The sequence below is a fragment of the Streptomyces sp. TLI_185 genome (assembly GCF_003814765.1).
Lineage (GTDB): Bacteria > Actinomycetota > Actinomycetes > Streptomycetales > Streptomycetaceae > Streptomyces.
The window spans coordinates 3,545,732-3,565,910 of record NZ_RKRB01000001.1 but is presented as its reverse complement, the minus strand read 5'-3'; the positions used below and the strand labels follow the sequence as shown (position 1 = coordinate 3,565,910).

General features: G+C 70.5%; 14 protein-coding genes. 6 read left to right on the top strand and 8 right to left on the bottom strand.

The genetic code is table 11. From position 1 onward, the window contains the following. Nucleotides 1-23: 23 nt before the first annotated feature. Nucleotides 24-1,070 carry a chitinase gene (locus EDD92_RS16255; RefSeq protein WP_123964987.1) on the bottom strand — a complete coding sequence of 349 codons (1,047 nt, stop codon included), beginning with the start codon at nucleotides 1,068-1,070 and terminating at the stop codon, nucleotides 24-26. Nucleotides 1,071-1,227: 157 nt separating this feature from the next. Here EDD92_RS16255 and EDD92_RS16250 point away from each other — a divergent pair, with 157 nt between their 5' ends. Then, nucleotides 1,228-2,238, top strand: a complete 1,011-nt coding sequence (locus EDD92_RS16250; protein WP_123964986.1) for an aldo/keto reductase — start codon at nucleotides 1,228-1,230, stop codon at nucleotides 2,236-2,238. A gap of 25 nt (nucleotides 2,239-2,263) precedes the next feature. Next, nucleotides 2,264-2,854, top strand: coding sequence for a TetR family transcriptional regulator (locus EDD92_RS16245; protein WP_123964985.1), 591 nt, complete (start codon nucleotides 2,264-2,266; stop codon nucleotides 2,852-2,854). 172 nt (nucleotides 2,855-3,026) lie between these two features. On the opposite strand, the gene EDD92_RS16240 is transcribed toward EDD92_RS16245, so the two are convergent. From EDD92_RS16240 to EDD92_RS16230, 3 genes are all read right to left on the bottom strand, one after another. Next, a complete protein-coding gene (locus tag EDD92_RS16240) occupies nucleotides 3,027-4,175 on the bottom strand; it encodes a serine hydrolase (RefSeq protein ID WP_123964984.1) in 1,149 nt (382 codons plus the stop codon). Nucleotides 4,176-4,260: 85 nt separating this feature from the next. Further along, complete coding sequence (locus EDD92_RS16235) at nucleotides 4,261-4,476, bottom strand: hypothetical protein (protein ID WP_123964983.1); 216 nt, start codon at nucleotides 4,474-4,476, stop codon at nucleotides 4,261-4,263. 109 nt (nucleotides 4,477-4,585) lie between these two features. Then, complete coding sequence (locus EDD92_RS16230; protein WP_123964982.1) at nucleotides 4,586-6,013, bottom strand: MFS transporter; 1,428 nt, start codon at nucleotides 6,011-6,013, stop codon at nucleotides 4,586-4,588. 110 nt (nucleotides 6,014-6,123) lie between these two features. On the opposite strand from EDD92_RS16230, the gene EDD92_RS16225 reads away from it, so the two are divergent. Further along, the gene (locus tag EDD92_RS16225; protein ID WP_260327308.1) at nucleotides 6,124-7,005 is read left to right on the top strand and encodes a helix-turn-helix transcriptional regulator; all 882 of its coding nucleotides are present in this window, start codon (nucleotides 6,124-6,126) and stop codon (nucleotides 7,003-7,005) included. 199 nt (nucleotides 7,006-7,204) lie between these two features. Here the strand turns inward: EDD92_RS16225 and EDD92_RS16220 are convergent, their stop codons facing one another. Beyond that, nucleotides 7,205-8,650, bottom strand: a complete 1,446-nt coding sequence (locus EDD92_RS16220; protein WP_123964980.1) for an MFS transporter — start codon at nucleotides 8,648-8,650, stop codon at nucleotides 7,205-7,207. A gap of 98 nt (nucleotides 8,651-8,748) precedes the next feature. Here EDD92_RS16220 and dusB point away from each other — a divergent pair, with 98 nt between their 5' ends. Then, complete coding sequence (dusB, locus tag EDD92_RS16215; RefSeq protein WP_123964979.1) at nucleotides 8,749-9,891, top strand: tRNA dihydrouridine synthase DusB; 1,143 nt, start codon at nucleotides 8,749-8,751, stop codon at nucleotides 9,889-9,891. Between the two features lie 203 nt (nucleotides 9,892-10,094). Here the strand turns inward: dusB and EDD92_RS16210 are convergent, their stop codons facing one another. The 3 genes from EDD92_RS16210 to EDD92_RS16200 all read right to left on the bottom strand — a co-directional run bounded on the left by EDD92_RS16210 (nucleotide 10,095) and on the right by EDD92_RS16200 (nucleotide 15,697). After that, a complete protein-coding gene (locus tag EDD92_RS16210) occupies nucleotides 10,095-11,858 on the bottom strand; it encodes a CDP-alcohol phosphatidyltransferase (protein WP_185124033.1) in 1,764 nt (587 codons plus the stop codon). A 339-nt stretch (nucleotides 11,859-12,197) separates the two neighbouring features. After that, nucleotides 12,198-14,135 (bottom strand): glycogen debranching N-terminal domain-containing protein, encoded by a 1,938-nt coding sequence (locus EDD92_RS16205; protein ID WP_123964978.1) that lies wholly within the window; start codon nucleotides 14,133-14,135, stop codon nucleotides 12,198-12,200. Further along, nucleotides 14,132-15,697: an amylo-alpha-1,6-glucosidase gene (locus EDD92_RS16200; RefSeq protein WP_123964977.1), complete on the bottom strand. Its 1,566-nt coding sequence runs from the start codon at nucleotides 15,695-15,697 to the stop codon at nucleotides 14,132-14,134. Before EDD92_RS16200 ends, EDD92_RS16205 begins: the two co-directional genes overlap by 4 nt. Before the next feature lie 119 nt (nucleotides 15,698-15,816). On the opposite strand from EDD92_RS16200, the gene EDD92_RS16195 reads away from it, so the two are divergent. Together EDD92_RS16195 and ppdK are read left to right on the top strand one after the other, a co-directional pair. Then, on the top strand, nucleotides 15,817-17,013 hold the full coding sequence (locus EDD92_RS16195; protein WP_123964976.1) for an ROK family protein: 1,197 nt from the start codon (nucleotides 15,817-15,819) through the stop codon (nucleotides 17,011-17,013). A 406-nt stretch (nucleotides 17,014-17,419) separates the two neighbouring features. Continuing rightward, nucleotides 17,420-20,140 (top strand): pyruvate, phosphate dikinase, encoded by a 2,721-nt coding sequence (gene ppdK / locus EDD92_RS16190; RefSeq protein ID WP_123964975.1) that lies wholly within the window; start codon nucleotides 17,420-17,422, stop codon nucleotides 20,138-20,140. Nucleotides 20,141-20,179: the final 39 nt, after the last annotated feature.

Genomic DNA, 20,179 nt, shown 5'->3' with positions numbered 1-20,179 from the left:
CCCCCTTAGGGGGCACCCTCGGCTCAACGACCCTGCAGCGTCCTCACGTTGTCCCCGAACGTCCAGTTCTTCGAGCCGTCCCAGTTGATCGACCAGGTCATCAGGCCCTTGAGCGCGGTGCCGTAGTGCTTCCAGGCCTGTGAGACGAGCGACGGTGACATGTAGCCGCCGCCGGCGCCCGGCTGGGCGGGGAGGCCGGGGACCTGTTTGTCGTACGGCACCTTGATCGTCGTACCCTGCACGACCAGGCCCTTGTTGAGGCAGTCGGTCTGGGCGACGAAACCCGCCACCGTGCCGGCCTGGTACGAGTCGCCCGAGCAGCCGTACATGCTGCCGTTGTAGTACTGCATGTTCAGCCACCACAGGCGGCCGTTGTCGGCGTACTTCTTGATGATCGGCAGGTACGCGCCCCAGATCGAGCCGTAGGTGATGCTGCCGCCGGTGACGTAGGCCGTCTCCGGGGCCATCGTGAGACCGAAGCCCGACGGCATCTGCGCCAGGATCCCGTCGATGATGCGAATCAAGTTGGCCTGGGATGTGGAGAGCTGGGTGATGTTCCCGCTGCCCACCAGGCCCGTCTCGATGTCTATGTCGATGCCGTCGAAGTTGTACTTCTTCAGGATCGGGACGATCGTCGAGACGAACCTGTCGGCCACCGTGGTCGAACCGAGGTCGATGCCCGCCGCCGCTCCGCCGATGGACAGCAGGATCGTCCGGCCGGACGCCTTCGCCGCGCACATCTCCGCGGGCGTCGCCACCTTCACGCCCGAGTCCATGCCGTCCTCCCAGAGGGCCGTTCCGTCGGAACGGATCACCGGGAAGGCGGCGTTGATCACGTTGTAGCCGTGCGCGGGGATGCGGGAGTCGGTGATGGGGGTCCAGCCGAAGGGCGGGTGGACGCCGTTCGCGGAGCCGTCCCAGTTCTCCCAGTAGCCCTGGAGGACCTTTCCGGCGGGCCTCGACCTGACCGCGCAGGTGTCGGCGGCGGAAGCGGTGGGGGCGGCGGGGAGCTGGGTCAGGGCCGCGGTCGCGAGCGCGGTGGCGAGCAGGGCCAGGGTGCGGCGGAGCATCGGGCCTCCCGGTGGGGGATCGGTGAGGTGTCGTAGGCATGACAGTGCTCTGGTCCAGACCTCTCGTCAATAGGTCTGGACCAGCCTGTGGAGGGTGGGCGGGGGAGTTGGAATGACAGATATTGAAATCTGTCATCTGTCATGTCAGGCTGGAGGCATGACGATGCGAACCCGATCCCTCGGAACCACCGGCCCCCAGGTCTCCGCCCTCGGCCTCGGCTGCATGGGCATGTCCGGCATGTACGGCGAGGCGGACCGCGCCGAGTCCATCGCCACCATCCACGCGGCCCTGGAAGCCGGCGTGACCCTGCTCGACACCGGCGACTTCTACGGCATGGGCCACAACGAACTGCTGATCAGCGAGGCCCTGCGCACCGCCCCGCCAGCCCTGCGCGAGAACGCCCTGCTCAGCGTGAAGTTCGGCGCCCAGCGCGGCCCGGACGGCGCCTGGCACGGCTACGACGCGCGCCCCGGCGCCGTAAAGAACTGGGCCGCGTACTCCCTCCAGCGCCTCGGCGTCGACCACATCGACGTCTACCGCCCCGCCCGCCTCGACCCGAACGTGCCGATCGAGGAGACGGTCGGCGCGATCGCGGAACTGGTCGAGCAGGGGTACGTCCGCCACATCGGCCTCAGCGAGGTCGGCGCGGACACCATCCGCCGGGCCGCCGCCACCGCCCCGATCGCCGACCTGCAGATCGAGTACGCGCTCATCTCCCGCGGCCCCGAGCGGGAGATCCTGCCCACCCTCCGGGAACTGGGCATCGCGGTCACCGCGTACGGCGTGCTCTCCCGCGGGCTGATCTCCGGCCATGTCACGGCCGGCCAGGGGTTCGCCGCGACCGACTTCCGCGCCCACTCGCCCCGCTTCCAGGGCGACAACCTCCAGCACAACCTCACGCTGGTCGAGTCCCTGCGCAAGATCGCCGAGCAGAAGGGCGTCTCCGTCGCGCAGATCGCCATCGCCTGGGTGCTGTCGAGGGGCGAGGACATCGTGCCGCTGGTCGGCGCCCGCACCCGCGAGCGGCTGGGCGAGGCCCTGGGGGCGCTTGACGTGACTCTGGACGCGGCCGACCTCGCCGCCATCGAGTCCGCCGTACCCGCGGACGCGGCGGCCGGCGAGCGGTATGCGCCCGCCCAGATGGCCATGCTCGACAGCGAGCGCTGATCAGGGTGCCGGGTACCGTCTAGTCATGCCTGCGACCAGCGAGACCCTGACCGCCGAGCGCATCCTCGAGGCGACCGAGGAGGTGCTGCGCCGCCATGGCCCGGCCAAGGCCACCGTGGTCGACGTGGCCCGTGCGCTCGGCGTCAGCCATGGCAGCGTCTACCGCCACTTCCGTACGAAGGCGGCGCTGCGGGAGGCGGTGACGAAGCGGTGGCTGGACCGTGCGACTCAGGACCTGGCCGGCATCGCCGCGGACGCGGAGCGGGACCCGGAGGCCCGGGTGCGGGAATGGCTCGCGGCGCTCTTCGCGGCCAAGCGCCGCAAGGCGGGCAAGGACCCCGAACTGTTCGCCACGTACTCGGTCCTGACCGGTGAGGCGGGTGAAGTGGTCAGCGGCCATATCGCCGACCTGACCGGCCAGCTGACCGAGATCGTGCGGGCGGGCGTCGAAGCAGGCACCTTCGCCGTCGCGGACCCGGCGACCGCCGCCCGCGCGCTCTTCCAGGCCACCGGCCGCTTCCACGACCCGGGTTACGCCAAGGAGTGGGAACGGCCGGGTGTGGAGGGGGAGTTCGAGGCGGTGGTGGATCTGCTGGTGCGAGGCCTGCGGCGCTGAGCGGCTCCGGGGCGATGTGCCGTGACGGGCCGTCGATTGGCTGCGGGACCGTCGTGGCTGGTCGCGCCCGCGCGGCGGAAGCCGCATATTCAATGCAGCCCCGCGCCCCTTTGGGGCACGGCCGTCGCCGGCCCGCTTAGCCACCGGCCCCGCCCGGCCCGCTGAGCAGGCGTCAGCCTTCCGCCACGCACCGCCAAAAGTCCCGCATCACCGGTGTCGGCGTCGGGTTTGACATCCCCGCCTGCGTCAGCAGGATCGCCACCGTCCCGGTGGCCGGGATGATGTGGGCCGTTGTGCCGGTGCCGCCGACCCAGCCGTAGCGGCCGGGGACGTTCCAGGGGTCTGCCGGGGTGACGTCGACCTGGCCGCCGTAGCCCCAGCCCTGGCCCTCCAGGAAGAGGGGGACGGCGTCTCGCTGCTCGGCCGTGAGGTGGTTGGTCGTCATACGGCTGACCGAGGTGGGGGAGAGGAGCCGGTGGCCGTCGGGGCCCGTGCCGGCGTTCAGGAGCAGACGGGCGAAGGCGAGCCAGTCGTCGGCCGTGGAGACGAGGCCCCCGCCGCCCGAGTGGAAGCGCGGGACGCGGCTCCAGCCGCCGTCCCGGGTGTCCGCCAGGTGGAGGGTGCCGTCCTCGGCCGGGGCGTAGGACGAGGTGAAGCGGTGCCGTTTCGACGACGGGACCTCGAACGCCGTGTCCTGCATGCCCAGCGGTTCGAAGATCCGTTCCGCGAGGAACTCGGGGAACGTACGGCCCGACGCCCGGGCGACCAGGATGCCCTGCAGGTCGGACGAGGTGCCGTAGAGCCAGGCCTCGCCCGGCTGGTGGAGCATCGGCACCTGGGCGAGGAGGCGCAGCCAGGTGTCGTGGTCCGGCCAGTCCTGGAGGTGCCGGCCGTCCTTCTGCACTGTGAACAGGGACTGCACCGCCGGGAGCGAGAAGTCGGCGGGGAAGCCCCAGCCAGTGCGGGAGCTGAGCAGGTCCTCGACGGTGATCGGGCGGGCCGCCGGGACCACGTCGTCGACGGGGGCCTCAGGGGTGCGGACCACGACCGGCTTCGCCAGCTCCGGCAGCCACTCCTCCACCGGTGAGTCCAGCCCGAGCACCCCGTCCTCCACCAGCATCAGGACCGCGGCCGCCGTGATCGGCTTGGTGATGGAGGCGATACGGAAGAGGGAGTCCCGGGCCATCGGGGCGGTGCCGTCGGTGTCCACCGAGCCGACGGTCACCACCTCGACGTCGTCGCCGCGGGCCACCAGGGCGACGGCGCCGGGCACGGTTCCGTCGTCGACGTGCCGGTGCAGGGTGTCGTGGAGAGTACTCATCGGTCGGCCTTCCGGTCTGGGCGGTCGTCCTGTGTACGACTCCCGGGACGGCGGAAAGTCATCGGGCCGCCCGCTCCCGGGAGCCCTACGCGTCCGACGCCCCCGACGGATCCACCGTCGCCTGGTGCTCCTCCGCGAGATGCTCCTCCGCCTTCAGCCAGGGCAGGAACTGCGCACCCTTGCGCCAGCCGCACGTGTCACATCTGATCATGCGCTGCGCGCCCTTGCGCTGCACTCGGACGACGTGCTCGCGCCCGTGCTGGTCCCAGCGGCTCACCTTGCTCGTGTTGATCTCCAGCATGATGTCTCGCCTCCGGCACAGGAGTGTGCAGCAAGACCAACATCAACAGGGACTTCTGCACGGCGAGTTGACCAAGCCGTAGCCGATTCCACACAGGATCGCGCGGGCGTCAGCCGATGGTGCGCGGCAGACGCAGGCTGAGCAGGCAGGTCAGGGCCACGCAGCCCAGCTGGGTCACGAGCGTGGCGACGAGGGCGTCCCGCATGCCCAGCGCCGGGACCAGGGACAGGAAGAGGGTGCCGAGGGCCGCCACCCCGAGGGCCAGGGACGACTGCTGGGTCGTCATCATCACGCCGCTGCCGACACCGGCCCTGGCGGGCTCCACCTCGGACAGCACGACCCGGAAGATGATGGGGAGTTGGAGCGCCTGACCGGCGCCGGCGAGGGCCGCTCCGGGGAGCAGTTCGACGAGGCCGAGGTCCGGCCAGGACCGCCAGGCGGCCAGCGCCATCAGTCCGATGCCCGCCCCCTGGATCAGAGCACCGGCGGTCACCACCCGGGTGCCGTACCGCGCGACCAGCCGTGGCCCGGCGAGCGAGACGAAGAAGAAGACGACCGCCATCGGCGCGAGCGCCAGCCCCGCCGGGACCGGCCCCAGCCCGGCGCCCCGCTGCAGCGCCACCGCGACGACGAACATGAAGCCGCTGAAGCCGACGCCGAACGGCACGATCATCACCAGCCCGCGACGGAGCGAGGTGAGCGCGAACAGGCTGGGCGGGACCAGCGGCGTACGGCCCCGGCGGTCCGCCCGGCGCTCCACCGCGTAGAACGCCGCCGCGACGAACGGGAACGCCGCCAGCGACAGCCACGTCCACGGCGGCCAGCCCGCCGAACGGCCCTCGGTGAGCGGGGCCAGCAGGGCGAGAAGGGAGGCGGTGAGCAGGACGGTGCCGGGGCCGTCGACCGGCTCCGGGTGCTGGGAGCGGGTCTCCGGGACGGCACGGGCCGCGAGGACCAGGCCCGCGATCACCACCGGCACGTTCACCAGGAACACCGAGCGCCAGCCGGTGCCCCAGATGTCGGCGGCGACCAGGACCCCGCCGAGGATCTGCCCGGCCACCATGGACAGCCCGGCCGTGGCGCCGTACAGGCCCATGGCCTTCGCCCGCCGCTGTCCCGAGGTCGCCGCCTGGATGGTGGCGAGCACCTGCGGCAGCATCGCGGCGGACGCCGCACCCTGCGCGACCCGCGCCGCGACCAGGGCCCAGGCGTTGGGCGCGAGCCCGCAGGCCAGCGAGGTCAGCCCGAAGGCCGCCACACCGCCGAGGAAGAACCGCCGCCGCCCGAACAGATCGCCCAGCCGTCCGCCCAGGACGAGCAGGACGGCGTACGCGAGCCCGTACCCCGCGACGACAAGCTCGAGAACGGCCTCACTCGCGTGCAGATCCCTGCCGATGGTCGGCAGCGCGACATTGACGATGAAGAAGTCGATGAGAGGAAGTGCCGCTGCCAGCAGCACGGTGAAGAGCCCGAGGCCGCCGAGCGTGGGTGACGCGGCCGGCGATCGGACGGTGCGTGGAGCGATGGTTTCGGTCACGCTTTTGAGCGTGCGCCCGTTCCCAGGCTGGTACCAGAGTCTCCTTATCCTGGTAGAAGAACCACCTGGAAACAGTGTCCGCAGGGCGGCAGGCTTAAGGCATGGCGACGATGGCTCAAGTGACGAAGCAGGAGACGGCGCCCGCGCGGTCGCACGGCACGGGTGCCGAGGTACGGCGCCATGAGCTGGCGGCCTTCCTGCGCAGTCGCCGCGAGCGCATCGCCCCGGAGGAGGTGGGGCTCCCACGCGGCCGCCGGCGCCGCACGCCCGGTCTGCGCCGTGAGGAGGTCGCCCAGCTCTCCGCGGTCGGCGTCACCTGGTACACCTGGCTCGAACAGGGCCGTGACATCCAGGTCTCCGTCCAGGTCCTCGACGCCCTCGCCCGCACCCTGATGCTCGACGCCACCGAGCGCGCCCACCTGTTCCAGCTGTCCGGCACGGTGGATCCGACACCGGCCCTGATCTGTCCGTCGGTGACACCCGCCCTGCGGGCCATGCTGGAACAACTGGAGCCCTACCCCGCCAGCATCCAGAACAGCCGGTACGACATCCTCGCCCACAACCGCACCCTCGGCCTGCTGCTGTGCGACCTGGAGGCGGTACCGCCCGAGGACCGCAACTGCATCCTGCTGTCCTACACGAACGAGGACTGGCGCAACTCGATCGTGCACCTGGAGGACACCCGCCGTCTGATGGCCGCCCGTCTCCGCGCCGCCATGGCCGGCCATCTCACCGAACCCGCCTGGAAGATGCTCCTCAAGCGCCTGCGCGAGTACCCGGAATTCTGCGAGGCCTGGGAACGCCACGAGGTCGTCGCCGCCCACAGCAAACGCAAGGAGTTCCTCAACCGCCTGGTGGGCCGTGTGGTCGTGGACCAGTCCGAACTGTGGCTGGGCCCGGAGTTGGGATCGCGGATGGTGACGTACGTCCCGGCGGACGAGGACTCGAGGGTGCGGCTGGAGAGGCTGCACGAGATAGCGCTGGGTAGGTGAGCGGCTTTCGGCTGTGCGGGTGGGTGCCGGGTAGGTGAGCGGCTTTTGGCTGTGCGGGTGGGTGCTGGCCAGGTGAGCGGCTCTTGGCTGCGCGAGTGAGCGCCGGCGAGGGCAGCGGCTTTTAGGGGCGCGGGGCTGTGTCGATTTGCGGCTCCGCCGCGTGGGCGCGACCAGCCCCCACCAGCCCGCAGCCAAAAAACTACGCACTGACCCCCGCAGCTTGGCGCACCTCGGCAGAGTCAAGCTGCGCAGCAGTCCGCTCAGCAGTCCCCCTGGCCCACCGCCCACTGCTCAGCGCCCCAAGACCAAGCACCGCAACCCCACACCCCGTGAGAATCCACCACCCCGGCACGGAGGCCGAAACGAACACGTCTTTGTACGACGACGATCCGACCCCCGAGGCCAGCACCGCCCCCACGACGGCGACGCCCAGCGTCTGCCCGAGCTGCCGGCTGGTGGAGGCGACAGCGGCGGCCACGCCGGCCTGACTGCGCGGCATCCCGGAAACCGCCGTATTGGTGATCGGCGCGTTCACGAACCCGAACCCGATGCCGAACAGCATGTACGCGACGAACAGGGTGACGTTCGACGTCTCGGCCTCGAACCCCGCGAACAGCACCGCGCTCGCCGTGATCGCCGCACCGGCGACAAGAAGCGACAGCCTCGGGCCCCTGCTCCCCACCAGCCGCCCGGACAGTGGCGCGCACAGGAACGTCGGCACCGCCATCGGCAGCATCCACAGCCCCGCGTGCAGGGCGTCGTACCCGCGCACGTTCTGCAGATACAGCGTCGACAGGAACAGGAAGCCGCCGAGCGCGGCGAACGCGCTGATCGCGATCACCGTCGCCCCGCTGAACGGCACCGACCGGAAGAACCGCAGGTCGATCAGCGGTTCGGCGCGACGGGGCTCGTACCACAGCAGCCCCGCCAGCGCGGCCAGCGCGACCGCGACGAAGGGCAGCACGAAGGCCGCACCCGAGGTCGGGGCCTCGATGATCGCGTACGTCAGGGAGCCGAACAGGGCGATCACCAGGAGCTGGCCGACCGGGTCGGGTCGGCGGGCCTTGGGGGCGCGGGACTCGGGGACGTAGCGCAGTGTGAGCAGCAGGGCCGCGAGTCCGACCGGCAGGTTGACCCAGAAGATCGAGCGCCAGCCGACCGACTCCACCAGCAGTCCGCCGGCCAGCGGACCCGCGGCCATGGAGATGCCGACGACGCCTCCCCAGACACCGATCGCACGGGCGCGCTCGGCCGGGTCCGTGAAGGTGTTGGTGATGATCGACATGGCGACCGGGTTGAGCATCGAACCGCCGACCGCCTGGATCATGCGGAAGGCGATGAGCGAGTCGAGGTTCGGGGCGAGGGAGCACAGCAGCGAGCCCGCCGTGAAGATGATCAGGCCCGCCATGAAGACCCGCTTGCGGCCGATGCGGTCGGCCGTGGAGCCGGCGAGCATCAACAGCGAGGCGAGGACCAGCGTGTACGCGTCGATGGTCCACTGCAGGCCGGCCGTGCTCGCGTGCAGCTCCCGCTGCATCGACGGCAGGGCGACGTTCAGAGCGGTGACGTCGAGGCTCACGATCAGCAGGCTCATGCAGCAGATCGCGAGGACCAGGAAGCGTCGGCGGTGGCTGAGCTCGGGCATGGGCTTCACTGTACGCCGACATCGATAGTGCGTCTAACTAATAGTGCAGCTAACTAATGGCTGCTACATGATCACTCTCGATGCGCGACAATGGGCCAATGTCCACGCCCGTGTCCCCGCTGCAGATCGGCCCGCACACCGTCGAGCCGCCCGTCGTCCTGGCCCCGATGGCCGGGATCACCAACGCGCCCTTCCGCACCCTGTGCAGAGAGTTCAGCGGTGGCAAGGGGCTGTTCGTGAGCGAGATGATCACGACCCGGGCGCTGGTCGAGCGCAACGAGAAGACCATGCAGCTGATCCAGTTCGACGCGACGGAGAAGCCGCGCTCGATCCAGCTGTACGGCGTCGACCCGGCCACCGTCGGCAAGGCCGTCCGCATGATCGCGGAGGAGGACCTCGCCGACCACATCGACCTGAACTTCGGCTGCCCGGTCCCGAAGGTGACGCGCAAGGGCGGCGGCTCGGCCCTCCCCTACAAGCGCAACCTGCTGCGCTCCATCCTGCGCGAGGCGGTCGCCGGCGCGGGCGACCTCCCGGTCACCATGAAGATGCGCAAGGGCATCGACGACGACCACATCACCTACCTCGACGCCGGCCGGATCGCTGTCGAGGAGGGCGTGACGGCCATCGCCCTGCACGGCCGCACCGCCGCCCAGCACTACGGCGGCACCGCGGACTGGGACGCGATCGCCCGCCTCAAGGAGCACGTGCCGGAGATCCCCGTCCTCGGCAACGGCGACATCTGGTCGGCCCAGGACGCGCTGCGGATGGTGCGGGAGACAGGGTGCGACGGGGTGGTCGTCGGCCGTGGCTGCCTGGGCCGGCCGTGGCTGTTCGCGGACCTGGTGGCGGCCTTCGAGGGCCGTACGGATGACATCGCTCGCCCGGTCCTGCGTGAGGTCGCCGACATCATGGTCCGCCACGCCACCCTCCTGGGCGAGTGGATCGGCGACGAGTCCAAGGGCGTCGTCGACTTCCGTAAGCACGTGGCCTGGTATCTGAAGGGCTTCGCGGTCGGAAGCGAGATGCGCAAGCGCCTCGCGATCACGTCCTCCCTGGCCGAACTCCGCTCCGGACTCGATGAGTTGGACCTCGACCAGCCCTGGCCCACCGGCGCCGACGGGCCCCGCGGCCGTACGTCCGGCAACAACCGGGTGGTCCTGCCGGACGGCTGGCTGAAGGACCCGTACGACTGCGCGGGGATCGGCGAGGACGCGGAGCTGGACACCTCCGGGGGCTGAGGTGTGATGCCTGCGGCGCCTGTGCGCCTTCGGTGGGGGCGGGCGTAGCGCCTTGGGGTGCGGGGTGGGTCGGGGCCGTGGCGGGGTGTCCGTCCTCGGTCCGGCGGTGCCGCCTGGTGCAGCTGTGCCGTACGCGGACGCCGGCCGCTGCGGGCGGACACCCCCGCCCCGTCCCCTTCCCGCCGTACGCGGCTGCGGGCTCGTCAGTCCTTCTTCGGGTGCGGAGTCGAGCCGTATGCCGTCAGGAACTTGTCGCGGAACGCGCTCATCTTCCAGACCGGGGCGTTGTGCGCCGGGCGCAGGCCGTCCGACCAGCCCCAGCTGTCGATCCTGTCGAGGACCTTGGGGTCCTTGGCGACGATCGAGATCGGCACGTCACGGCTGGCGTGGTTGCCGCTGACGCGGGCGATGGGCTGGTGGTCGCCGAGGAAGACGAGAACGGTGTTGTCGTTGCCGTAGCGCTCCAGCCACTGCGTGAGGGCGGTCACCGAGTACTGGACCGACTTCCCGTACTCCGCCTGGGACTTGGGCGAGCTGGCGATGATGTCCGACGGCTTGTTGCCGGCCTTCTGGATGGCCTTGAAGACCGAGCCGTCGCCGAGGTCGTTCCAGGGGACCATCTTGGGGATCGGCGCCCAGGGCTGGTGGCTGGAGGTCAGGATGACCAGCGACATGAGGGGCTTGCTGCGCTTCTTGCTGTGCTCCAGGTTCTGGAACTGCTGGAGTGCGTACTGGTCCGGCATCGTCGACCAGCTGAACTTCGGGCCCTTGTAGCCCATCTGGAAGGCGTTGCGGTACTTGTCCAGGCCGTAGAACTTCGACTCCGGCCAGCTCTTCTGCACTCCCGGCATGATGCCGACCGTGTCCCAGTCGCCCGTCTTCTTGAACGCCTCGGTGAGACTCATGTGGTCGCTCGCCATGAGCGTGCGGTAGCGCTGCTGGTTGCTGATCCACAGGCCCGACATGGTGGTGGAATGACCGAGCCAGCTGCTGCCGCCGTACGTCGCCGACGTCAGCCAGCCGCTCTTGGCGTGGAAGCCCGCCTTCGCGAGCGCCCGGGTGCGTGCGTCGAGCGTCTTGTCGACGCCGGGCGCCTCGACCGGGTCCTCGATCGCGCTGCGGCCGTAGCTCTCGATGAACGTGAAGATCATGTCCTTGCCGCGCAGGTCCGGCACCAGCTGACCGGGCGGTGTGTTGCCGAACTCGTCGACCTTGGCGACCTTCTGGAACTCCGCCTCGTCCCGCAGCGTGTCCCGCACCCGGACCGCCTGGATCGCCACCGCCCCGGCGGTGCGGTCGGAGGCGATCGGCACGCCCATGATCTGCAGGCCGAGCGCTGAACACAGCACCCAGACCGTCGTGGCGACCAGCGTCGCCCTCGTCGCCACCTGCTTGTTGCGGGCCAGCAGATTGCTGAGCCGGACCATCGCCAGCGCCATCAGGCCCAGCGCGAGGAGGACCAGGACGACGGCACCGACCGTCGCGCCGATCGCCACTGCCCTGCCCATCGAGTCCTGGACGTAGGACTGCGCGTCGGGGAGCAGCTCCCAGTCGAGGACGACATTGAAAGGGCGGCCGAGATATTCGATGAACCCCATGTCCAGGAGGTTCACGATCGTCATCGCGCCCAGTGCCGCCCCGGACAGCACCGCCACCACCAGCCGCGGCCGGCGCGGCAGCACGAGCGCGACGGCGGCCCCGATGATCGCCTCCACCGGTATGCGCAGGAACCGGTCGGTGTGCAGCGCGGTCATCCGGTTCGGCAGCAGGAGCGCACCGAGGACGAGCACGGCGGCGAGCACGGTGATCGTCCACCGGATGGTGCGCACGGCCGTGGGGTGCCGCTCCCGCCGGGCGGCCAGACGCGCGCGCAGCGTGCCGCGCACCGGCGCCTGCTGCTCCGACGCTTCCGGCTCGACCTCGGGTGACGTGCCTTCTCTGACGTTCTCGACGGTGTCCGGCTGCACCCGAAGGTCCTTCCGCGCGTGGCCCGTGACAAGGCGGCGGGCCACGCTGGGGAGGCAACGCGGATCAGTTTCAGGACCCGCTTGGCCCGCCGCCATCTCGTACGGCTTGCCTCACACCCCTGTTCAGGGCACGAGGCAAACACCGGGCAAACGCCTGTTCAATGCTGCGACCAAGCACTCCGCGATGGGCTGTCGTTCGGCTGCGGGGCCGTCGTGGCTTGTCGCGCAGTTCCCCGCGCCCTGAAGGGGCGCGGGGCTGTGACATATGCGGCTCCGCCGCGTGGGCGCGACCAGCCCCCACAGACCCGCACCCGCCAAAGGACCTACCAGACCGAGCTCTTACGCGCCCCCCACGGCAGTGAGCAGCGCCAATGGAGCCGCCGCAGACCGAGACTCCCGCACACACGCGTGCGGATACGGCACAGGCTCCGCATGCGTATCCCGCCCGTACCCCGCAATCACCTCCGGCAGCCGATGCCCGGCCGCCGTCGCCGCATCCACCAGCCCATGCGCCACCCCCCGGGCTTCGTCATGCAGCCCGTACCGCGCCAGCCCCAACGCGATCAGCGCGTTGTCGTGCGGCCACACCGACCCCCGGTGGTACGAGAGAGGGTGATACGCCGCCTGCCCGGCGGCGAGCGTCCGCACACCCCACCCCGAGAAGAAGTCCGGCTCCAGCAGTCGCCGGCCCACCAGCTCGCCGTACTCCTTGTCCAGCAGCCCCGACCACAGCAGATGCCCGGCGTCCGACGCCAACGCGTCCACCTGGTTGCCCTCGCCGTCCAGAGCCAGCGCCGGGAAGGAGCGCTCCGGCATCCAGAAGTCCCGCTGGAAACGGTCCCGCAGGTCACCGGCCGCCTGCTCAAGGAGCGCCGCGTACACCTCGTCCTCCCAGACCGTGCGCGCGACCCACGCCGTGCGGCGCAGCGCGTCGTAGGCGTACCCCTGGGCGCCGGCCGCCATCACGGCCCCGCTCGCCCGGGTCCCGTCCGCGGAGCAGATCGCGCCGGGGGAGTCCTTCCAGTTCTGGTTGGCGAGGCCGCCCTGGTCGGCGCGGTAGACGAGGTAGCCGCGGGAGGTGAGCCCGCCGTGATCCAGCATCCAGCCGATCGCGGCGCGGGCGTGGGGCTCAAGGCGGCGCGCGAGTGTCAGGTCCCCGGTCTGTTCGACGTATGCACCGAGCAGCACGAGGAACAGCGGCGTGGCATCCACGGAGCCGTAGTAACGGCCGTACGGCACCTGTCCGAAGTGCGCCAGCTCCCCGTGCCGTACCTCGTGCACGATCTTGCCGGGCTGGGACACCGAGTTCGCGCCGGTCTCGGTCGCCTGGGTGGCGGCGAGGGCGGGCAGTGTGGCGGCGGCGAGCTGCGGGCGGTAGGGGAGGGCGAAGAGGGAGGTGAGCAGGGCGTCGCGGCCCAGCAGGGTGAGGAACCAGGGGGCGCCGGCCGCCGGTACGCGCAGCTCCTCGCCGTCCGGGCCGGTCGCGGTGACCTGGAGCGAGGCCAGGTCCGCGAGACCGCGTGCGCAGGCCGCCGCCAGCTCGGGCCAGCCGGTCGGGAAGGGCACGCCCTCGGCGAACTCGCCCTCCAGGGCGAGGAGTTGCGCGTTGGCGGCGGCGGGCGAGTCGGGGATCCGGGGGCTCTGCGCCGCTCCGTGCGGACGGGCGGCCACCCGCAGCGCCAGTTCCGCGGTGCCGTGCGGCTCCAGTTCCAGCGTCCAGACCAGGCGCCGGGCGCCCGTGCCGGTCTCCTCGACGCCGTCCGGGGCGGGCTCGGCCGTCACCGTCGTACAGGAACGCCATTCGCCGCGCTGGTAGTTGAACTCCACGCCGTCGTCGAGGACCTGGCGGGAGCGGGTGGCGCCGATCTTGGTGTAGGTGCGGTGGTCGGAGCGCAGCTCGAACTGGTCGGTGAAGTCGGCGTCCGCGGTGACCGCGAGACGGATCGTCGTCGGCACCGGGCGGTTGCTGGTCACCCGCAGGGACTCGACGAACGCGCTGTCGCCGACGGCCTGTTCGCGGAAGATCGTGTACGCGGGCGGCTCCTGGCGTCCCCCGCGTGGTACGAGGACACAGCGGGCCGTGTCCCCGTCCGCGACCGGCGTGAGAGCCTCCGGCACCGCGCCGTCGACCGTCAGCTGCCAACGGCTCAGATGCCGGGCGTCGCGCACGAATAACCCGTCCGGGGAGCCCGACCCCCGCACGCCGCTGATGTCCCCGCCGTCGCCGACGGCCGCGAACGTCCCGCCGTGCACGAGCAGATGATGCCGGTCCGTCATGCCCGGTCGCCTCCCCTGACTTCCTTGTCGCTCCTGGCGAAGTCGCTTCCGTCGCAGCCACTGCTGCCGAGGTCGCTTCTGCCGACGTCACTTCTGTCGAACGTGCCGATGCCCGTGCGGGACACGCCGTGTCCGGGGCGCTCATGGAGCAGATCCAGCGCGAGCGCGGCGGTCCAGCTGAACCCCCTCGCGCCGCACGCCTCGCCGGTGAACGGGTCCACGTACTCGGCGAACCCGGAGGTGCCGGCGATGTCCAGGACGGCCTCCCGGAGCGCGTCGGCCCGCGTCTGCTCGCCGTGCGTGCGCAGCCCGCGCTCCAGCAGCCAGCTCGTGTTGAACCAGGCCGGACCCCGCCAGTAGCGGTGCGGGTCGAAGGCCTCGCCGAGAAGGTCGTAGGAGGGGGCCAGGCGGGTCGCGCTGCCGAGGCCGAAGTGCGGGCCGCAGGCCGTGCGGACGAGGACGGCGGCCGCCTCGCGCGGGAGCGTGGGCAGGAGGAGCGGGACGAGGCCCGAGACGCTCCGCTCCCGGATCAGCTGCCCGCCGCGCACGTCCCGGCAGAAGAACATCCCCTCCGCCGGGTCCCAGAGCCGGTCGAGCATCGCGCTGGTCAGCCGCTCCGCGCGCGCGTGGCGGGCCGTGCCCGTCGCGCCCAGCTCGTGCGCGATCCGGGCAAGGGCGTGCTCGGAGGCGATGAGCAGGGCGTTGAAGGACGGGTCCTCCACCGCGAACTCGGCGCCCCCGTCGGCGTAACCGCGATCCCGGTAGTCCGTCGCCAGCCGCACGTACCGCCCGTAGTCCAGATCCGTCGGCCGGTCCTCGGCGGCCCCGTGGTCGAGGTCCGCCCGACGGAAGGAGCGGGCCGGGGCGGGCGTGACCCTGCTCAGAGGCGCGTCCCAGCAGGGGCTGTTGTCCATGCCCTGTTCCCAGGGGTGCACGACGGACGCCAGGCCGCCGCCGCCCAGGTCCCGCCGGTGCAGCAGATAGCGGTGCCAGGCGGCCAGCCGGGGATACATCCTGGTGAGGAAGCCGCGCGCACGGGACAGCCCGGGGTCGGCGCAGTGCACCAGCCAGACGGCGAGCGCGTGCACCGGTGGCTGCACGATGCCGGAGGTCTGTACGGTGCGCGGGGCGCCCGCAGCGCGCCCCGCGGTCGAGGAGCGCCAGAAGTCCGGGCTCGGGAAGTACGCGTCGAGCGGCACGGAGGGGTTGAAGACGATGTGCGGGATGCGCCCGTCCTCCCACTGGGCCGCCAGCAGCGTCTCCAGCTCCGTCTGCGCCCGTAACGGCGACAGGTGTCTGAGGCCGATCGCGATGAAGGCCGAGTCCCAGGACCACTGGTGGGGATACAGGCCGTGCGACGGCACCGTGGAGATGCCCGTCCAGTTGCCTTCCAGCACCCGCGCCGCCCTGACGTGCAGCGAATGTGTCGGGGCTGCGGGATCGTATGCAACGCCCTGCAGGCCCGTCACCTCACCATGGCCGGAAAAGGGGGGTGAGGAAGTGGTGCGTACGGGACCGACGTGACCCGTGTCGCGGGCGGTGAGCTGGGTTGTGCGATCCACTCAGGTCTCCCCGAAGACGTCCTGCCGACCAGTTCGGCTGTGGCTACCGTAGAGTTACGTCTATTTAACACGCAAAACCCAGGATGTAATGCAAGCTTGAGAAACACAAGGGGGTGTGCATGACCGGACGGAGCCAGGCCAGCGCCGGAGATCTGCTCGAACTGGTACGAAGCGGGCGTGCGACCACACGCGGCGCGCTCCAGCAGGCCACCGGGCTGTCCCGTGCCACCGTCGGCCAGCGCCTCGACCGGCTCTTCCGTGCGGGCTGGCTGCGCGAGGGCGCCGGCGGCCCGGTCGACTCGCCCCTCGGCGGCCGCCCCTCCATCACCCTGGAGTTCGACGACGACCACGCCGTGGTCCTCGCGGCCGACCTCGACACCCGCCATGCCCGCGCCGCCGTCCTCACCCTGACCGGCGAGATCCTCGCCGAACACTCCGGCACGCTCGTCGTCGAGGACGGCCCGGACGCCGTACTGGGTGAACTCGGCCACTGGTTCGCCGAGTTGCTGGAGAAGGCCGGGCAGCGGGCGGGATCGGTCTGCGGTATCGGACTCGCGGTGCCGGGGCCCGTCGACACCGAGGCCGGGCGGGTCGTGCAGCCGCCGATGATGCCGGGCTGGGACGGCTACGACATACGAGGCCGCCTCGCCAGATCCCTCACCGAACACACGGGCGCCGGTCCTGTGCCGGTGCTGGTGGACAACGACGCGAACCTCATGGCGTACGGCGAACAGCGCACGGGATACCCCGGCTGCTCGGCGTTCGTGCTGGTCAAGGTGTCGACCGGCATCGGCGCCGGGGTCGTGGTCGACGGCTCGATCTATCGCGGCATCGACGGGGGCGCCGGCGACATCGGGCACATCCGGGTGGGCGCGGAGGCGCTGTGCCGGTGCGGGTCGTACGGCTGTCTGGCGGCCGTCGCGAGTGGTGGCGCCGTGGCGCGGCGGCTCGCGGAGACCGGGGTGTCGGCGGCCTCGGGCTCAGATGTGCGGGACCTGCTGGCGGCCGGGCACCCGGAGGCGGTCGGGTTCGCCCGGGAGGCGGGGCGGCAGGTCGGGGACGTGCTGGCGACCGTCGTCACGCTGCTCAACCCCGGGGTTCTGATGATCGCGGGAGATCTGGCCGGAACTGCATTCCTCACCGGCGTACGGGAGCTGCTGTACCAGCGGGCGCTGTCCCGCTCCACGGCCCACCTGGACGTCGTCACCTCGCGGCTCGGGGAGCGGGCGGGGCTGGTGGGAGCCGGTGCGCTGGTCGTGGAGTACCTGTATGCGCCGGAGCGGGTGGAGGAACGGCTGCTGGCGATGGGCGTGTGACGTCCGCGTTTCTGTCCCGGAACGCGTCCGCATGGTGAAATCCGGGCCTCTGTGGCAGCGTGATTCTTGCCACCCTTGATAAGGGTTGCGCTCAGATGAGCGGATCTTGAGCGACTGCACTTCTCCAAGGGGTGGCACTCGGTGCCACCCCTTGATCGTTCATCGATCGAAATCAGACGTGCAGTATGACTGCTCATCTGAGCGGAATACCGTGCTCATGGGCGGTCTTGCGTTCAAGAAGTGAAAACATCTACCCGTCACCGCTTGCCAAGCCTTGACTTTCGATCCGCTGGCGGACGACTGGTTACGAGCGCATGACACGCGAGTAGACGTACCCAGACGCCTTTGATCTGGGTATGTTCCTCGCCGTCAGGGCAGCCACCGCGTCCTCGAGGGAGTCGAGACCGTGTCGGAAAACAAAGAACCCCACGTAGCGAAGTTCGTTTACGACTTCACCGAGGGAAACAAGGACCTCAAGGACCTCCTGGGTGGCAAGGGCGCGAACCTCGCCGAGATGACCAACCTGGGACTCCCCGTTCCTCCTGGCTTCACCATCACGACCGAAGCCTGCAAGGTCTACCTCGACAGCGGCGAGGAGCCGGCGGCACTGCGTGACGAGGTGAGTGCGCACCTCGTGGCCCTGGAAGAGAAGATGGGCAAGAAGCTCGGCCAGGCCGACAACCCCCTGCTCGTCTCGGTCCGTTCCGGCGCGAAGTTCTCGATGCCCGGCATGATGGACACCGTCCTGAACATCGGGCTCTCCGACAAGTCCGTGAAGGGCCTCGCCGAGCAGGCCGGCGACGAGCGGTTCGCGTGGGACTCCTACCGGCGCCTCATCCAGATGTTCGGCAAGACGGTCCTCGGCGTCGAGGGCGAGCTCTTCGAGGACGCGCTGGAGGCGGCGAAGGCGGCCAAGAAGGTCACCGTCGACACCGAGCTCGAGGCGGCCGACCTCAAGAAGCTGGTCACCAAGTTCAAGAAGATCGTCAAGACCGAGGCCGGCCGGGACTTCCCGCAGGACCCGCGCGAGCAGATGGACCTCGCCATCAAGGCGGTCTTCGACTCCTGGAACGGCGACCGCGCCAAGCTCTACCGCCGCCAGGAGCGCATCCCGCACGACCTGGGCACGGCCGTCAACGTCTGTTCCATGGTCTTCGGCAACCTCGGCCCGGACTCCGGCACGGGCGTCGCCTTCACCCGCGACCCCGCCTCCGGCCACCAGGGCGTCTACGGCGACTACCTGCAGAACGCGCAGGGCGAGGACGTGGTCGCGGGCATCCGCAACACGGTCCCGCTTGCGGAGCTGGAGCAGATCGACAAGAAGTCGTACGACCAGCTGATGCAGATCATGGAGACCCTGGAGAACCACTACAAGGATCTCTGCGACATCGAGTTCACCATCGAGCGCGGCCAGTTGTGGATGCTGCAGACCCGCGTCGGCAAGCGCACGGCGGGTGCGGCCTTCCGTATCGCCACGCAGCTCGTGGACCAGGGGCTCATCGACGAGACCGAGGCCCTGCAGCGCGTCAACGGCGCCCAGCTCGCGCAGCTGATGTTCCCGCGCTTCGACGAGGACGCGAAGGTGGAGAAGGTCGGCCGGGGCATCGCGGCCTCGCCGGGTGCGGCGGTCGGCAAGGCGGTCTTCGACTCGTACACCGCGGTGAAGTGGTCGCGTTCCGGCGAGAAGGTCATCCTGGTCCGCCGGGAGACCAACCCCGACGACCTCGACGGCATGATCGCGGCCGAGGGCATCCTGACCTCGCGCGGCGGCAAGACCTCCCACGCGGCCGTCGTCGCGCGCGGCATGGGCAAGACCTGTGTCTGCGGCGCCGAGGAGCTCGAGGTCGACACCAAGCGGCGGCGGATGACCGTGCCCGGCGGGCATGTGGTGGAGGAGGGCGACCTCATCTCCATCGACGGCTCCAGCGGCAAGGTGTACCTGGGCGAGGTCCCGGTGGTCCCCTCCCCGGTCGTCGAGTACTTCGAGGGCCGGATGCACGCCGGCGCCAACGACGCCGACGAACTCGTCGAGGCCGTGCACCGGATCATGGCGTTCGCCGACCGCAAGCGCCGGCTGCGGGTGCGCGCCAACGCGGACAACGCCGAGGACGCGCTGCGCGCCCGTCGCTTCGGCGCGCAGGGCATCGGTCTGTGCCGTACGGAGCACATGTTCCTCGGTGACCGCCGTGAGCTGGTGGAACGCCTGATCCTGGCGGACACGGACGCCGAGCGCGAGGAGTCCCTGAAGGAGCTTCTCCCGCTGCAGAAGCAGGACTTCGTCGAGCTGTTCTCGGCGATGGACGGCCTGCCGGTGACGGTCCGCCTCCTCGACCCGCCGCTGCACGAGTTCCTGCCGGACATCACCGAGCTGTCGGTCCGGGTCGCCCTCGCCGAGTCCCGCAAGGACCCGCACGAGAACGAGCTGCGGCTGCTGCAGGCGGTGCACCGCCTGCACGAGCAGAACCCCATGCTGGGTCTGCGCGGCGTACGCCTCGGTCTGGTCATCCCCGGTCTGTTCACCATGCAGGTACGGGCGATCGCCGAGGCCGCGGCCGAGCGCAAGAACGCCAAGGGCGACCCGCGCGCCGAGATCATGATCCCGCTCGTGGGCACGGTCCAGGAGCTGGAGATCGTCCGCGAGGAGGCCGACCAGGTCATCGCAGAGGTCGAGGCGGCCACGGGCACGCAGCTCAAGCTGGCCATCGGCACGATGATCGAGCTCCCGCGTGCGGCCCTCACGGCCGGTCAGATCGCGGAGGCGGCGGAGTTCTTCTCCTTCGGCACCAACGACCTCACCCAGACGGTGTGGGGCTTCTCCCGGGACGACGTGGAGGCCTCGTTCTTCACGGCCTACCTGGAGAAGGGCATCTTCGGGGTGTCGCCCTTCGAGACGATCGACAAGGACGGCGTGGGCTCGCTGGTCAGCGCCGCCGCGAAGGCGGGCCGCGAGACGCGTCCCGACCTGAAGCTCGGCGTCTGCGGCGAGCACGGCGGTGACCCCGAGTCGGTCCACTTCTTCCACGAGGTGGGTCTCGACTACGTCTCCTGCTCGCCGTTCCGTATCCCGGTGGCCCGCCTGGAGGCGGGGCGCGCGGCCACGCAGTCGGCGGGCAGCGACCACCGGTAGGCCCTACGGCCACTGAAGCCCCGGAGCCGCCGCCCGTCC